The following is a 17207-nucleotide window of genomic DNA, read 5'->3' as shown; positions in this document are numbered from 1 at the left end:
CTCGCCATTCCGCGGCGCGCCCGGCGTTTGCCGATGGCCCGCCCGCACATCATTCCCTGTTCTTCCGCAGCCGGCTCGTCCGGCGTTATTGCCGCAACCTCGCAAGACACCATCATGCTGACCCTGATCTACCTGATCGCCATCACCGCCGAGGCGATGACCGGCGCGCTGGCGGCCGGCCGCCGCCACATGGACATTTTTGGCGTAAGCGTCATCGCCTTCCTCACGGCCCTGGGCGGCGGCACCGTGCGCGACATCGTGCTGGGCCGCTACCCGATAGGCTGGACCCAGCACCCGGAATACGTGCTGCTGGTGGTGGCCGGCGGCATCGCCGCGGTGCTGGCCGCGCGCTTCATGCGCCATCTGAACCGCCTGTTTCTGGTGCTGGACGCGCTGGGCCTGGTGGCCTTCACCATCATCGGCTGCGACGTGGCGCTGGGCATGCACTACCATCCGGTGATAGTGGCGATGGCCGGCATGATCACCGGCATCGCCGGCGGCATCCTGCGCGACGTGCTGTGCAACCGCGTGCCCATCGTGTTTCGCCGCGAGCTGTACGCCAGCGTGTCGCTGCTGGTGGCCGTGCTCTACATGGGCCTCAACCAGCTGAACCTGCCGCACGACTACAATATCGCCGCCAGCTTCGCCTTCGGCCTGGCCTTGCGCCTGACCGCGCTGTGGCGCGAATGGCAGCTGCCGGTATTCGCCTACCGGCACGATCACCACTGAACCGCCGACGCCCCGCTGCCGCGGGGCGTTTCGCTTGATCGGCGCGCCTCATGCTTGAAGCCACCCCGCCGGGATGCCATGATCAGCCCCTTTGCTGACTCGCCGGCCCAGACCCCGCCTCCCACATGCGCCCATCCCCAATCCGCCCAACCATGCCCCTCCGCCGCCTCGCCATCCGCGCGCTGGCCGGACTATTGGCCCTGCCCGCCCTCTACCTGCTGGCAGCCCTGCTGGCCGGCTTGCTGCCAGTCAACAAGGGCTGGCAAGCGCCGGCAGACGGCATCGCCGTGTATCTGCAGGACAGCAATGGCGTGCATACCAGCCTGGCGCTGCCGGTCCAGACGCCGCAACAAGACTGGAACGCGCTATTCTCTCCGCGCCAAACTCAGCGGCCCGAGCTGTCCGCCGCGCAGCCGTACCTCGCCATCGGCTGGGGCAGCCGCACCTTTTTCCTGCGCACCCGCAGCTGGGCCGACCTGACTGCCGGCAATGCCATCGCCGCGCTGGCCTCGGACGCCAGCGTGCTGCACGTCGAATATCTGCCCAAGCCGGCAGAGGACGCCGATACCCGGAAAATCCTGCTCACGCCCGGCCAGTACGCGAAACTGGCGGCATTCATCCGGCAAAGCGCCGCGGCCGGCGCCGATGGCAAACCGCTTTGGCTGGCGAATGAGCGCTATGATGGCAACGATGCCTTCTATCAGGCCCATGGCCGCTACACCCCGTTCGTCACCTGCAACCAGTGGACCCGCAACGCGCTGGCCGCCGCCGGCGTGCGCACTGCCTTATGGTCGCCGTTCACCCGGCCCTTGTTCTGGCGCCTTCATGGCTGAGCCAATCCCATCCGCACAGGAAAAATGGCAACAACCTGTCCTTTTGTTCAGGTGAAAGCGCCATTCTCCTACCCTCGGTTGCAACACAAGCTCCCCACCCTTTAAAATGCCGGCTTCCGCTTAATAGCCAATCCATACCCTCTTCCGAGGGTATTTTTGCGTTTGTCATCGCCATGAACCTTAGCGCCCTCCTCGCCAGCTTCGCCTCCGCCTTCACCCAGGACCGCCGCCAGCTCACCCTGCAACTGGGCGACGGCCATGTCGCGGCCGAGCAGCTGCTGCCGCAAAGCTTGGACGGCGAGGAAGGCGTGTCCCGGCCCTATCGCTTCACCCTGACCTGCCTGTCGCCCGACGGCGCCATCGCACTCAAGACCCTGCTCGGTCAATCCGCCCGCCTCGGCATCGCCGACGCCCAGGGCCAGGAGACGATACGCTGCGGCGTGGTGTCCCAGGCCCGGCAGCTGGGCGCCGACGGCGGCTTCGCCCGCTACGAACTGACCATCGAGCCGCCGTTCGCGTTGCTGCGCCACCGCCGCACCTCGCGGGTGTTCCAGGACCTGACGGTGCCCGACATCGTCCAGCAGATCCTGCAAGAGCACCAGGCCGCCAACCCGGCCTTCGCCCGCGGCCAGGCCATCGAAATCCAGGTCGGCCCGGCGCAGCCGCGCAGCTACTGCCTGCAATACCGCGAAAGCGACTATGACTTCATCGTCCGCCTGCTGCACGAGGAAGGCTACGCCTGGCGCTTCGAGCATGTCGACGGCGACACGCCCCAGGTCAAGCTGGTGGTGTTCGACGACGCCTACAGTCTGCCGCCGGCCGAGGTGGAACGCGTGCGCTTCCACCGCAGCGACGCCACCGAAGACGAGGATGGCCTCACCGCCTGGCACGCCAGCCGCCAGATCGTCCCCGGCAACGTCGCGCTGGCCAGCTTCGACTACCAGCCGGTGTCCACCCAGCACAGCGGCGACAGCAGCCAGATCGACCAGGGCCAGGGCGGCCAGGCGCTGCAATCCAGCCTGCAGGACTACGACCCGCAGGGCCTGTACTACGCCGGCGACGCCGACCAACTGAGCCACTACGCCCGGCTGCGCCAGCAGGCGCACGACCTGCAGGCCAAACAATTCGAAGGCGGCGGCGCCGTCCGCGGCCTCACCGCCGGCCAATGGTTCCGCCTGGACGACCACCCGGCGCACGAAGCCGACAGCCACGAACAGCGCGAATTCGTCGTCACCGGCCAGACGCTGCAAGCGCGCAACAACCTGCCCAGCGAGCTGACCCAGCAACTGCGCGCCCTCGCCCCCAGCCTGCTGGCCGACAGCGACAGCCAGGCCGCCCCCTTCGCCAGCCAGATCCAGGCGCAGCGCCGCGGCATCCCGCTGACGCCGGCCTACGCCGGCACCGAATCGGCCAAGCCCACCAGCCTCGGCGTGCAGACCGCCACCGTGGTCGGCCCCGCCGGCGAAGAAGTCCACACCGACGCCCAGGGCCGCATCAAGGTGCAATTCCACTGGCAGCGGCCGGACGAACACCCGACCATCGGCGCCGGAATGGACGACACATCCTCCTGCTGGCTGCGCGTCGCCATGCCCTCGGCCGGCGCCGGCTGGGGCCACCAGTTCATCCCGCGCATCGGCCAGGAAGTGCTGGTCGACTTCATCGAAGGCGACATCGACCGCCCCGTCATCACCGGCGTCTTGTACAACGGCAGCCACCCCACGCCCGACTTCAGCAGCGCCGGCAGCCTGCCCGCCAACAAGACCCTGTCCGGCATCAAATCCAAGGAACACCAGGGCGGCGGCTACAACGAACTGCTGTTCGACGACACCCCCGGCGAAGTGCGCGCCAAGCTATCCAGCGAAGCGGGCAAGACCCAGCTCAACCAGGGCTACCTCGCCCACCCAAGAAGCAACGGCAAAGCCCAGCCGCGCGGCGACGGCTTCGAACTCAGAACCGACCAGCACGGCGCCATCCGCGCCGCCCACGGCCTGCTGCTGTCCACCGAAGCGCAAAACGGCGCATCCGGCAAACAGCTGGCGCGCGAGCACGCCCAAAGCCAGCTCGACGCCGCCCTCAGCCTATCCCAAGCGCTGGCCGAAACCGCCAGCGGCCAACTGGCCGACAGCATGGAAACCGGCCCCGACGAAATCAGCGCGGACAACGCCAAAACCGGCAAGAAATCCCAAGGCCACCTGCAACACCACGCCGACGCGCTGAAGGCCTGGGAAGCCGGCAGCAACACCGACAAAGACGGCAAAACCGCCCAGGACCAAGCCGGCCAACAGCCGCTGCTGGTGCTGTCCGGCCCGGCCGGCATCGCCTCCCTGACCGAGCAGAGCCAAACCGTCTCCGCCGGGCAAAACCTGAACCTGATCGCCCAACGCGACGCCAACCACACCACCGGCCGGCGCTGGATCCACAACGTCGGCCAGCACCTCAGCCTGTTTGTGGCGGGGGTGAAGGACAAGGTGGCGCTGAAGCTGATCGCGGCGAAGGGGAAGGTGCAAGTGCAGGCGCAGAGCGACGCGATGGAGCTGACGGCGGATAAGGAGCTGACCATCACCTCGGCCAAGGGCAAGGTGCAGATCGCCGCCAGCCAGGAAGTGCTGCTCACCAGCGGCGGCGGCTACATCCGCATCGCCGGCGGCAATATCGAAATACACTGCCCCAGCGAAGTGAGCGTCAAGGGCGCCAGCCATAGCCTGAGCGGCCCGGCCAGCCTCAGCACCCCCACCCCGGCATTCGCCAAGCCCGGCACCGGCAATCTGCAGGTCATCCACGAGTTCGCCAACGGCGTCTCGATGAACCAGGGCAAGTTCGTCGTCACCGACGCGCTGGGCGTCAAACACAAGGGCGTGCTGGACGAGGCCGGCAAGGCGATGGTGCACGGCTTGCCGGTGGGCCCCGCCCAGGTCGACTTCCTGGGCCGGCCGAACAAGGACAAGGCCGACATCTTCCCCTTTGTGCCACAGCCGGAAGAAGCGGTGAAACAGCTGGTGGGCGGAGAGGCGGTGAAGAAGCAGGCGATGAGCCAGCTCTCCAGCCTGGTGGGCAAGACCTTGCCGCCCGGCGTCGCCGCGGCCGCCGGCCAACTGTCCCAAGCCAAGAATACGCTGGACCAGGCCAAGCAAGTGGCCGGCCAGGCGCAGGCCATGCTGCAGCAGGCGCGCGATGTGAAGCAACTGGCTTCTTCCGCCGCCACCGTCCCGAACGCAGCCAATCTGCTCAAGAAAATACTGTAAAAGATACTCGCCATCATGACGACCGCAGCCCTCGCACGCCCCGTAGCCGTTATTCCCGCCACGCCTCAAGCCGCAGCCCAGGCGCTGCAGCAAACCGGCCAAGACTTCGATAAATGGCTGCGCAGCATCAGCGACGGCCATCTGTCGGTGGAGAGCCTGAAAACCATCGCGTCCGCAGTGCCGGTGGTGGGCAACCTGATTTCCATCGGCGACGTCATCGTCGACATCGTCGACATGTCCAACAAGTCCCGCGCCAATCAGGAGGTCGATGTCTTCGACTGGCTGTTCCTCGGCGTGGACCTGATCGGCGTGATCCCCGCGGCCGGCGGCCTGTTCAAGATGGGCGCGCGGCCCACGCTTAAGTTGTGCGCCACCAGCCTGCGCCGCGCCGGCAAAGACTGGGCCAAGGGCGAGATCGAAGCGGGCCTGGCGGCCAAGCTGGTGACCATGCTGCCGGCCAGTTACCGCAACTCGCCGGCGGAATGGGTAAAGTATGTAGACGGCAAGATCCAGAACGAGCTGAAAGTCTGCGGCGCCAAAGGCGCCACCATCATCGCCGGCATGGGCGAACTGCTGACCAGCCTGGGCACCGGCAAGTTCGGCGCCTATGTGCAAAAGAACGTCAAGCATGCGCCCGTCCGGTACAACCTCAATAAAACCAATGACCAAGGTTTTTGGGGCACGGTCAGCGCCCACCTGCATTCGCTGAACCAGGCCGCTGCCGATGCCGGCACCGAAGCGGCCGCCGGCATGACGGTGGCCGCCGCCAAGCAGATCGACTCCATCCTGAAAGGCACAGTTTCCGCGCGCCTGATGCAGCGCCTGGGCGCGGCCATGGCCAAATGGGCGGGCATGCTGGTGGACATGCTGATGAAGATGTACAGCAGCCACCTGAAGCCGTTGCTGGACAAACTGCTGAAAGCCTTCCTCAATCACCTGCCGAAAAAAGCGGCGGCGGTGGCGACCAAGGCGGTGAATACCGCCAAGAAAAAGGTCGAACAGACCGTGAAGGAAGTTGCCGCCAAGCTCAAGCAGCTCGCCAAACCAGGGCCAAAATGTGCGTGCGCTAGCACCCAGGCCTCCATCGGGTACGCTTTTGGCGACGAGTCGCTACAACACACCGACTTCAGCCTTCCGGGTGTTCTTCCTATTGTTTGGACACGGCAATATCGTTCCAACTTCGGCGGCAACGATCAAAAAGGCGAGTTCGGCGCGCGCTGGAGTCTTGCCTACGCCGCCCGCTTCGACATTGAAGGCGGGCAGCTGAAATTCCACGACGACAGCGGCCGCACGCTGGACTATCCGCTGCTGCCGGAAGGCGAGTCGCACAAGGACGGCATCGAGGGCTTTACGCTCACCCGCCTATCCGACACCCTGCTGTCGCAGACCTTTGGCCATGACTTGATCCAGCTGTACGAGCGCCACGGCGACAGCTTCCGACTGGCGCTGATCAAGGACCGCGCCGGCAACAGCATTGCGATGAACTTCCGCGATGGCCGCCTCAGCCAGCTGGTCAGCAGCGCCGGCTACGCAGTGGACCTGAATCACGACGCCATTGGCCGCGTCACCCGCGTTACCCTGCAGAATCTGGAAACCGGCCTGCCGCAACGCACGCTGGCCGAATACCGTTACAGCGATATCCCGCAGCTGGGCGGCGATGCCGGCGACCTGCTGGCCGCCACCGATGAAAACGGCGAAAGCTGGAGCTACCAGTACCAGCATCACCTGATCACCCGCTACACCGACCGCACCGGCCGCGGCATCACGCTGGAATGGGATGGCACGCATCTGGACGCCCGCGCCATTCGCGAATACGCCGACGACGGCAGCCTGGACGTGCGCCTGGCCTGGGACGAGAACATCGATCTCACCTATGTCACCGATGCCTATGGCCGCACCACCGAATACTATTTCGACGAAAAAGGCTACAACTACCGCATCGTCTATCCGGACTACAAAGAAGAGTGGTTTGAATTCGATGACGACAAGAAGCTGCTCAGCCATATTCGCCCGGACGGCACGCAAGACAGCTATGACTACGACGCCAACGGCAACCTGATCTGGCACGAGCGCGCCGACGGCAGCGAAGTGCGCTTCGCCTACGACGAACAGGACAATCTAGTCGAAATCATTGACCCGATGGGCGAGAAATGGCTGCGCGCCTACGACGACATGGGCCAGCTGATAGAGGAAACCGACCCGCTCGGCCACAAGACCAAGTACGCGTACAACGAGCAAGGCCTGCCGGTGGCCATCACCGACGCCAAGGGCGGCGCCAAGAAGATCGCCTATCGTCCGGACGGCCTGCTGGAAAGCTATACCGACTGCTCCGGCAGCGCCACCCAGTGGCAGTACGACGAACGCGGCCGCCCGCTGCTGATCGTCGACGCGATGGGCAATGCCACCCGCTATCAGTACGCCGCCAACGGCACGCTGCAGGCCATCGTCCAGCCGGACGGCCAGGCCACCCTGCTGGAGCATGACGCCGAAGCCCGCCTGCTGAAAATCACCGACCCGCTGGGCCGAAACACCCACTACGAATACGACAAGGCCGGCCGGCTGCAAAAGCGCACCGACGCCAACGGCCACAGCCTGGGCTACCAGTACGACAAGCTGGGCCGCCTCACCGCGCTGCGCAACGAAAACCACCGCTACTACCGCTTCGACTACGACGACGGCGGCCGTCTGACCGCCGAAACCGGCTTCGACGGCAGCGCCACCCGCTATGTCTACGACAACGCCGGCCGCCTGGCGCAGCAGGTGGAAGGCGACGTCGCCACCGACTACCGCTACGACCGTGCTGGCCGCCTGATCGAACGCAGCGCGCCGAACAGCAAGGAAAGCTTCGGCTACGACCCGGCCGGCCGCCTGTTCCAGGCCAAGAACCGCTACGCCAGCCTGCGCTGGGTATACGATGCTGTCGGCAACGTCGTCGAGGAGCACCACGGCTACCACGTCGCCGGCGTCAAGGAAACCTACCGCTGGCAGCATGAATACGACAAGCTGGGCAACCGCATCGCCACCATCCGTCCGGATGGCCACCGCGTGGACGTGCTCAATTACGGCAGCGGCCACGTGCACGGCCTGCTGTTCGGCCAGCGCGATATCTTCAACCTGGAGCGCGACAAGCTGCACCGCGAAACCCAGCGCATGCTGGGCAATGCGCTGCAGCAGACCCTGGCCTACGACAAGGCCGGCCGCCTATCCAGCCAGCGGCTGATGGGCGCGACGCAGTGGAGCCGCCAGTACCAGTATGACGCCGCCGGCCAACTCGTCGGCATCGCCGACAGCCGCAGCGGCCAGCTGAGTTACCGCTATGATCCGGTCGGCCGCCTGCTGGAAGCCGCCACCCCCAAGGGCGTGGAAAGCTTCCGCTTCGACCCCGCCGGCAACCTGCTGGACAACGCCGCGGCCGCCGACGGCCATCAGGACAACAGCCTGATGGGCAACCTGCTCAGCCAATACGCCGGCCGCCACTACCGCTACGACAGCCGCGGCAATCTGGTGGAGAAACGCGTAAACGGCAGCCTGACCAAGCTGGAATGGGACAGCCACAACCGCCTGTCCCGCCTCACTGCGCCGGATGGACAGCGCACCGACTACCACTACGACCCGCTGGGCCGCCGCATCGCCAAGATCAGCCAGGGCCAGGCCACGCTGTACGGCTGGGACGGCGACGTGCTGGCCTTCGAAACCCGCGACGAAGCAGCAGTGCACTACCTGTTCGAGCCGGACAGCTTCGTGCCGCTGGCCCAGGTGCACACCGACGCCATCCGCGGCGTCAAGGTGCCGGCCTGGAGCCAGCACAATCCCTACGACCCGGACAAGGACCCGCTGCGTCAGGCCGGACCTGAGCCACAAGCGCCGAAGGCGGTGTACTACTACCACACCGACCACCTGGGCACCCCGCAGGCGCTGACCGATGAGCATGGCGCGCTCGCGCTGGAAATGGACTACCAAGCCTGGGGCCAGGCGCGCGAAGTCATCGCCGACGCCGCCTCAAAAGCCGGCATCCGCAACCCGTTCCGCTTCCAGGGGCAGTATCATGACGACGAGTCCGGGCTGCACTACAACCGCCATCGCTACTATGATCCGGAGATAGGACGGTTTATTTCGCGCGATCCGATTGGATTGATGGGTGGGATTAACATTTATGACTATGCGCCAAACCCTCTTAATTGGCTTGACCCATTAGGCTTAAGCAGTACTGTTCTCAATAAAGATCTAGGAGGAGTTGTTGGTGACAAAATGCAGGCTCACCACGTAATTCCCGAAGAGATATGGGGTAAAAAGAAATCATTCCTTGATGCTATTGGTTATCAAGGCCAACGCGACAAGGCACCGAATGGAGTTTTACTTCCTGATAGTCAAAAAACAGCTCAGACAATGGGGAAAAAAGTCTATCACTGTGGCAGTCATGCCAACTACTCTCAGCTCGTCGAAGAAAAGCTTTCTCGCATACAAAACAGATATGAATCAGGTGCAATAACAGCTGATCAAGCAAAAAATCAAGTTTCTTCACTACAAATAAGTTTAAGAAAAAAAATCAACAGTGGCCGCATTTCAACTAAAGCGGCATGTGGCAGGCTAAATTAAGGAATTAAAATGCACTACATTCTCAACAGAAAAGATGGTATCGGTCGCCCTCCATTCATTAATGCCATGTTGCACGAGAGCTTTATTGAAAAAGGGGCCGACATCCCCATGGAATATGATTGGAATTTCGCCCCGCCGCCAGAAATGCCAAAGCCGCTACCAAAAACACTCTACCTAATATCGAAAGACAAAAAGTACAATTTTGATTTTGCCACGACATTCGGCGGCCACATCGTTTCTGGAAAGTTCCTAGAATTAATGGATCAATTTGGCATTCCTACTTGGGAAAGAGCAGCTCTCACTGTGACGAATCAAAAGGGGCAAGCCATATCGCAAAAAAAATATTACTTTATTCGTGAGGTACGGAAATTTTGGAAATCCAACATTGTTGACATAGAAAAATCAAAGTTAGACATAAGAAAAAATGGAGAAATAAAAAAAATTTGGTCACTGGCAATAAAAGGAAACGACCTTGGTGATATTTTTCACTCGACAGAAATAGCACTCACTGGATTTGTTTTTTTTAGTGAAAGCTTCTACCAGGAAGCCAAAAAAACAGAATGGGATGGCTTTCAATTTTTAAGTTGCGACCAAATAGCAGACGCTCGATTTGCTTAGAAAAATCATATACTATCGTTCAAAAATACTGTAGCAATTTAGGCTTCCAAACCAGCCTAACAAGCTGATCTCCTTACTCTAGTTTTTTAATAAATTAGCAGAAGGAAGGAGAACACCAGAAAGGGTAAACGAAAACTTCCGCTTCGACCCCGTCGGGAGTTTGCTGGACAACGCCGCGGCCGCCGATGGCCATCAGGACAACAGCCTGATGGGCAATCTGCTCAGCCAATACGCCGGCCGCCACTACCGCTACGACAGCCGCGGCAACCTGATGGCGAAACGCGCAAACGGCAGCCTCACCAAATTGGAATGGGACAGCCACAACCGCTTGTCCCGCCTCATCGCGCCGGACGGCCAGCGCACCGACTACCACTACGACCCGCTGGGCCGCCGCATCGCCAAGATCAGCCAGAGCCAGGCCACGCTATACGGCTGGGACGGCGACGTGCTGGCCTTCGAAACCCGCGACGGGGAAGCGGTGCACTACCTGTTCGAGCCGGACCGCTTCGTGCCGCTGGCGCAGGTGCACACCGACGCCATCCGCGGCGTCAAGGTGCCGGCCTGGAGCCAGCACAATCCCTACGACCCGGACAAGGACCCGCTGCGTCAGGCCGGACCTGAGCCACAAGCGCCGAAGGCGGTGTACTACTACCACACCGACCACCTGGGCACCCCGCAGGCGCTGACCGATGAGCATGGCGCGCTCGCGCTGGAAATGGACTACAAAGCCTGGGGCGAAGCGCGCGAAGTCATCGCCGACGTCGCAGGCAAAGCCGGCATCCGCAACCCGTTCCGCTTCCAGGGGCAGTATCATGACGACGAGTCCGGGCTGCACTACAACCGCCATCGCTACTATGATCCGGAGATCGGGCGGTTTATTTCGCGGGATCCGATTGGGTTGGTGGGTGGAATCAACACCCATAGTTATACATTAAACCCTGTTATATGGATTGATCCATTAGGACTCTCTCCTACACAGCTTGTTCGCTACAAACCTAGAAGTAGTGTCAAACCTTGCCCAGGGGGACGAGCCACAGCAATTCATCGTGCTTGGGGGGAAGAGCGTGAACTAGTAGCAGCTGGTGGCGGTAGCCGAGAATGGAGTGCAAGTGAGCATGAAACAATTTTGAACACAAAAAATAATGCGCAACTGTCTTCAATAATGTCTAAAGCAGGCTATACGGGCCTTCACATCAACAGTGTGAAAGGAAATGGCGAGCTCGGCACTGCATGGAAAGGTGACCCTCGGAACATCGTATTTCTACAAAATGGCTCTCACCCGAGTGGGTTTGATGAGCACTTGATGGGAAATCAGGGGCACCGAGGAAATTACGATACTCCAGGAAAAGGCCGATTAATTGATAGAAAAGCAACAGCATCCCAAATGGGACAAGATAGCTGCCCACTATAGTTAATCACACCTAATTTCCAAATTGAAAACTTAAACCGAGGCCAACATGACAAACATCGCGACCGAGATGAAAAAAATCATCTCCCTACATAAAAAATATTCACTAAATGGTCACGTCACCACTGGCAATCAAACCATTCAAAATTGGCCATTTACGACATCACCAAATAAAGAACTAGTAGAACTATACGATAACTTTAATCCAGTTGATGTGGAAATTGAAACAGGTTTAACACCACTGACTTTTTACCCCCTAGAAAAGCTAAATGATGCACAAATCGGCTATGCCATCAAAAAAAACAAATCAGGAAATACAGAAGCAATAATCAATTGGCCTAGCAATAGAATTGTTATCATGGATGAGATCGGCGGCGGAAAGCCTATTATTGCCGAAATATCCGAGGAAACTACTACAATTCTAGCTCAATACGAGCCGGGCTCAACAGTTAAAATCTCAGACTCACTGGCTGATTTTATAAATTCTCTTTCTGAAACAATTGATATTGTTTACGGCAAATATCAAATATTTGATGTATTCAATGACGATGGGACTGTAAAAGATTTATTTTTGCAAGACTTTTTCAATACAATTACCCCTATTATTGGACATGATTACTGTTCAAATCTTTTCGAATATCTTTATGGATAGCACATTGCATCCATAATTACTTTATCGCAAAAGCTACACACAACATGGAAAAATTTCTTTACCACATTAAATAAAGCACAATCAGTTAGGCCTGCCAATAATTTAAAATCGGCAGGCCTATCTTCTTTATCAGATCAAATATCTACACTCCCCTCCCCTTCGCATAACTGGCAATCAATCCTCACATCTGGATCACCTTGGCATACAGGACAGTACACTGGGTGTTTCTCCGTAGCAAAAGCCAAGTCGCAAGGAACTTCCCCACTACCGTTGCACTCCGGACATTTCATCTTCGTCATCGCGATACCTCCATCGATAAGAACAAGTCTCATGGACACGCATCAACTTTTCTTCCCCGCCCTCATCGCAAGATCAACTCACTATGCCGATTACCAACCTATAAAGTTGAGCGCCAACCCTGACGGTCATTCATGTCAATGGAGTGCCACTCGACCATATAGGTCGAATGGAGGACTCTAGATGCAAAATGAAGACGCGCTCGCCAAGTCTGTTGGCAAAGCCATTGCCAAACGCCGGACATCTATCGGGCTCAGACAGGAGGAGGTGGCAGAAAAGCTTGGAATTGGCTTGGAAGCCATGTCTAGGATGGAGCGTGGAGTGGTCATCCCAACTATCACGCGCATGATGCAGCTGTCGGAAATTTTCGGCTGCTCAACAGCCGATTTGGTACAAGAAGCTAGCTATCGTCCAACAGATCAGGCCATGTATATAACCGATCTGCTGGCCAAACTGGCGGACGAAGATCGCACCATGCTGGTTGGAATGATCGAACAGCTTGCAGCTCGCCTGCAAAAAAGCTAGCCCCCGTTCCGCAACGGCCACCAGACCGCCGAATCCGGCTTCGACGGCAGCGCCACCCGCTATGTCTACGACAAGGCCGGCCGGCTGAGCAGCCAGCGGCTGATGGGCGCGACGCAGTGGAGCCGACAGTACCAGTACGACGCCGCCGGCCAACTCGTCGGCATCGCCGATAGCCGCAGCGGCCAGCTCAGTTACCGCTATGATCCGGTCGGCCGCCTGCTGCAAGCCGCCACCCCCAAGGGCGTGGAGAACTTCAATTTCGACCCGGCAGGCAATTTGCTGGACAACGCCCCTGCCGCCGACGGCCATCAGGACAACAGCCTGATGGGCAACTTGCTGAGCCAGTACGCCGGCCACCACTACCGCTACGACAGCCGCGGCAATCTGGTGGAAAAGCGCGTCAACGGCAGCCTGACCAAGCTGGAATGGGACAGCCACAACCGCCTCTCCCGCCTCATCGCCCCGGACGGCCAGCGCACCGACTACCACTACGCCCCGCAGGGACGCCGCATCGCCAAGATCAGCCAGGGCCAGGCCACGCTGTACGGCTGGGACGGCGACGTGCTGGTCATCGAACCCTGCGTCAAAGAAACGGTTCGCTATCTATTCGAGCCAACAGCTGCGCACAAAGGGTTCCGCCTCGCAAGAAGAAATTGACAATGCCCTCCTCCAATTCCACCGCCCAAAAGCAAACAGGCCATGCCACTTTGAGGCATGACCCGCTTGTCGAGCATAAAGAACGAAATCAGCGTTCGACATCTGTTGCAACACTCGCCTCACCTGCGCTCGGCATGGCATGCATATGTGTTTTGGGCGCCGACTTTGCTCGTTCTCTTTGGCGCATCAGAAATTCAGTTGCCAATCCGGGCGGCGGGTTTTGATCAGGCCAACCGGCAAATGCTTGCCTTCCGAAGCCAAATTGCAAGATATGCTGAATTGCTTGCTGCCCTCCTTGCTAGCCATAATTTGCAGATAGGGTTCGCCTGCCTTCAGCTGTTCCGGCTTCACCGCTTGCCAGCCGCCTTTCGCCATGCGCTGGTAAGCGAGACAGTTATTGCCATCACAGCTATACGATAGATTGCCGGTCAGGCGCAGGAAATCGCGCAGCAACATATCCTTTTTGCCATCCAGATGAAAAACCCAGTTATAGGTTTCCTTCACGCCGGCATCTGAGTTTTTGGCAAAACGCGCATGCTCTTCAAAGTAGCTGCTCAATGCCCATTGCCCAGAAATCGGAATGGCTTTATCGATATCGGCGTAACGACTGATATCCTTCACTCCGGTCGAACTGCCCGGAATGTTTTCTTCCAGTTCCTTGGCGGCATCGGTTACCAGTTTCATCTTGAGAGCGGCTGCGCCGTTCTTCACGGAAAAATGCTTGTCGGCAGCCGATTGCGGCTGGCTGGCCATATAACGGGAAAAACTGTCGGAACAGTCGGCGATATGGCGCAACACTTCATTATCATCAGCGCGGGAGTTCGCGGATAGGCTGGCCAACGCCAGCAGCGGAAGAATTTTTTTCATTATTGCCAATTACAAAAAATGGAAAAGCAAGCATATTATATCATTAGTCATACGTCTTGCCCTCTGCTGGCGCAGGACATATGGCCGGCTCTCAGCTTTCAATGAACTAGGATGCGCACGGCAGAGTCCCGTTGGCTGCCAGCAGGCCGATCATTCCCTTGCTGAAAGCGCGGATTAGAGAGCCATCCACCAAGATCAGAATGCCTGCCGCCTTAGCTGGGAATTCGACGATGCCGCAGCCGCGCGGCATATCAGGCAGGCATAATCACTGTATGACGGCGCCACTCAGTCTCCAGGAAACGCATCATATTGCGGCAGCGCATCGCTGATGGCATGCCAGGGCGGTTTGGATCCTCTGCCTAGCTTCGCACGCCACCCGCCTCAGCGAGTTTGAAGCGGCCCGCATGGCGTTTTTGATATGACCGCGCGAGAAAGAACTCAATTGCGGACATCACTACAGAAAATTCCGATTTTCTCGATAAAAGTCCATCCATTCAATCTGGGACTCCCCCTGCAGCAGCACCTCCCGCTTGCCTACCGAGCATTGATCGCGGTTCGAGCCATCGAATTCGACGCAGCCCGCGGCTTGAGCGGTGCCAGAGCACAGGATGACGAAAACAGCGGCCTGCTTGCTCGTTGCGGAACTCCCTGGAAACGCTTAATGGTGGTTTTTGACATCACAGCTTCCGCTGATGCGAACCCGCTTGTTCTCATACCATTTGGCGATTTTTGCAATGCATTTCATGACCTGGTTTTCGGTTAATTCAAGATGGCGCCCCCCATGCCATCCGGATGAAAAAGACGCTACGGCAAAGCATGCCCCCATCTCGCCGCGCAAGGCGCGCCCTCTCTTTAGGGCGGCCTGCCGCGGCAAAGCGCGCCGGCTCCGGAAAAAGCAACTCGGCCAAAGGACGGCATCCGCCATCCGCAGGCTCGCTATGCTGCAGGCTTATGGGCCGTGGCAACGGCCCCTAACCAGCCCATGAGGATACAAGCCATGAACAATGCCATCGCCTGCGCCATCGCCGCGGCCGCCAGCTTGCTAGCTCTTGCCACCACCAGCCAGGCTGCGGAATGGCGGCTGGGCGACATCAAGACTCAGGAGTGCCTGAAAAACTCCACGCTGATATCCAGTAGTATCAAGTATTGTCACAATTGCGTCGGCAAGCAGGGCAATCTCACTTCATGGACGTTCACGACAACCTGCGACGGCAAGCTGCAAACCCGGCTTGCGCAATCCAAGATCAATTGCAACACTCCCGCTGGCCAAGCCAGCGAAACGGCGCAGAAAACCACTCACACCCAACAAGCCGCCGCCACCCTCCCCGGACCGGCGACCCCTTGCAAATAATCAGGACGCACTGGCTGCGGCCGCGCGACCAGACCCAACAAATGCGTGCGCCGCCCGGTCTACCCTCCCAGCATCCGAAACACCCATCCGCAGATCTAGGCCCCCCTCTCCATAAAATATCAAACCGCTAAAAAGGGACTTCGCCAGGATTATCAGCGACCGCAGATCGGACCTAGGTGACCGACAGCCACGATCAACTTCAAGCCCAGCGCGCCGCGCCGCCAGGCCAGCAAAGCGCCACCGAAAACGCGGCTCCCCTCAGCCTAGTCGGCACCATCCTGTTTCCGCTGGCAGGACTGCTGCATGCTGGCCGGAGCGGCCCGCCCCCGGCGGGTTCGCCCACGCCATTGGGACATATTCGCCGCAACGTGCCACCATCGCCGGGATAGGCCAACCCTGGCAACACGACCATAACGCCGCGCTGAAAATCACTCGCCGCCCGGCTCACACCAGGCGGCTGCCGTTCGGCCGCGGCAATGGAAGCTCCGCAGGAGCGGCATGGCGGGCTGCGTCGCAAGCACCGGTGACCTGCGCCTCGAAACATACGCCAGACAACCATTTGGGCGGGAAATTGCAAACACGCAACACCCGCTTGCCTATCCGCCGCGAACGCATGCTCCCAGCCGTGCCTTCAATCACCAACTCCCCGCAGCCCAAAGCTGGCCACGTGGGCCCATATGATTTGTTTAGAAAAAACCAAGCAGTAGATTATCCGAAAAGGGGAAAACCTAGTAAAAAGGCCAGGTATAGACCGTTCAAAACCGCTGAGAAATGACAAGAACCTAATAAAAACAACGTGGCTGCCTATATCATTTCGGCTCGGCCATCTTGCCGAGCACGCCCTATTCTTCAAGGCTGCGTTGGCAGCTCAGCTTATCTGGAGTCCTTTCTGCACCTGATTGATTGTAACGACGACTGCGTTTTGGCCTCAAAGCAGGAAATCATTGGCACAATCAAGATGCAATCATATCTCGCCTGCCAAATAAATTTGACAAGCTCTTAAAAAAGGCGAAATATAAAAACCGCCTCACAAGAATACCACCCAAAAAATACTCAAACGGCAAACCCTGGCGTTTCGCCCTTGACGTTCGGATGTCTAGTTATGGACAAGGTCTTGGCCTATTTATCACAATCGACCTGCCATTCAAATTGATCATCGATCAATCACACACCACAGCAAAAAGCGCATACTGCTTTTCCCCACCCATAAAAATTGCGAAAAATAGCAATAATCACAGAGATTTCAATAAAATAAAAATTCTTACAAACACCCCAGCAGCGCGTAGCCTTATACGAGAATAGACTCACCGAAAAGCAAGCCTCTATTTAACCAACCAATTCAATCTACAACATCAATCATATAAGCCACACGCACCATAAAAACAGATTGCCACAAACCCATAAACTTGCAGATTGAAATAAAAAATGAACA

At 58.9% G+C, this 17207-nt stretch carries 12 protein-coding genes; 11 read left to right on the top strand and 1 reads right to left on the bottom strand.

The features are described from left to right. The first annotated feature begins 114 nt into the window (after positions 1-114). The 9 genes from U6115_RS12095 (at position 115) to U6115_RS12055 (ending at position 13557) form a co-directional block, all read left to right on the top strand. Entirely contained in the window at positions 115-729 is a 615-nt protein-coding gene (locus U6115_RS12095; protein WP_043572511.1) for a trimeric intracellular cation channel family protein, read from the top strand. Between the two features lie 152 nt (positions 730-881). Continuing rightward, positions 882-1562, top strand: coding sequence for a TIGR02117 family protein (locus U6115_RS12090; protein WP_043572513.1), 681 nt, complete (start codon positions 882-884; stop codon positions 1560-1562). A gap of 173 nt (positions 1563-1735) precedes the next feature. Beyond that, complete coding sequence (locus U6115_RS12085; RefSeq protein WP_101527450.1) at positions 1736-4804, top strand: type VI secretion system Vgr family protein; 3069 nt, start codon at positions 1736-1738, stop codon at positions 4802-4804. 15 nt (positions 4805-4819) lie between these two features. Next, complete coding sequence (locus U6115_RS12080; protein ID WP_059184201.1) at positions 4820-9400, top strand: RHS repeat-associated core domain-containing protein; 4581 nt, start codon at positions 4820-4822, stop codon at positions 9398-9400. A 9-nt stretch (positions 9401-9409) separates the two neighbouring features. Then, positions 9410-10018 carry an Imm43 family immunity protein gene (locus U6115_RS12075; protein ID WP_080770384.1) on the top strand — a complete coding sequence of 203 codons (609 nt, stop codon included), beginning with the start codon at positions 9410-9412 and terminating at the stop codon, positions 10016-10018. Positions 10019-10226: 208 nt separating this feature from the next. Further along, a complete protein-coding gene (locus U6115_RS12070) occupies positions 10227-11429 on the top strand; it encodes an RHS repeat domain-containing protein (RefSeq protein WP_146008294.1) in 1203 nt (400 codons plus the stop codon). A gap of 67 nt (positions 11430-11496) precedes the next feature. Beyond that, positions 11497-12078: a hypothetical protein gene (locus U6115_RS12065; RefSeq protein ID WP_146008295.1), complete on the top strand. Its 582-nt coding sequence runs from the start codon at positions 11497-11499 to the stop codon at positions 12076-12078. A gap of 480 nt (positions 12079-12558) precedes the next feature. Continuing rightward, positions 12559-12900 carry a helix-turn-helix domain-containing protein gene (locus U6115_RS12060; protein WP_043581533.1) on the top strand — a complete coding sequence of 114 codons (342 nt, stop codon included), beginning with the start codon at positions 12559-12561 and terminating at the stop codon, positions 12898-12900. A gap of 102 nt (positions 12901-13002) precedes the next feature. Next, positions 13003-13557 carry an RHS repeat domain-containing protein gene (locus U6115_RS12055; RefSeq protein ID WP_052258473.1) on the top strand — a complete coding sequence of 185 codons (555 nt, stop codon included), beginning with the start codon at positions 13003-13005 and terminating at the stop codon, positions 13555-13557. Positions 13558-13743: 186 nt separating this feature from the next. On the opposite strand, the gene U6115_RS12050 is transcribed toward U6115_RS12055, so the two are convergent. Further along, the gene (locus tag U6115_RS12050) at positions 13744-14424 is read right to left on the bottom strand and encodes a hypothetical protein (RefSeq protein WP_043581535.1); all 681 of its coding nucleotides are present in this window, start codon (positions 14422-14424) and stop codon (positions 13744-13746) included. A 418-nt stretch (positions 14425-14842) separates the two neighbouring features. Between U6115_RS12050 and U6115_RS12045 the strand changes: the two genes are divergently transcribed. Beyond that, complete coding sequence (locus tag U6115_RS12045) at positions 14843-15187, top strand: hypothetical protein (RefSeq protein WP_146008296.1); 345 nt, start codon at positions 14843-14845, stop codon at positions 15185-15187. 234 nt (positions 15188-15421) lie between these two features. Then, complete coding sequence (locus U6115_RS12040; RefSeq protein WP_043581537.1) at positions 15422-15775, top strand: hypothetical protein; 354 nt, start codon at positions 15422-15424, stop codon at positions 15773-15775. The last annotated feature ends 1432 nt before the right edge of the window (positions 15776-17207 follow it).

Origin of the sequence: Chromobacterium subtsugae (assembly GCF_035919665.1) — a bacterium.
GTDB lineage: Bacteria > Pseudomonadota > Gammaproteobacteria > Burkholderiales > Chromobacteriaceae > Chromobacterium > Chromobacterium subtsugae.
Note: the sequence above shows the minus strand (reverse complement) of the source record. Positions and strands in the feature narration are given on the sequence as shown.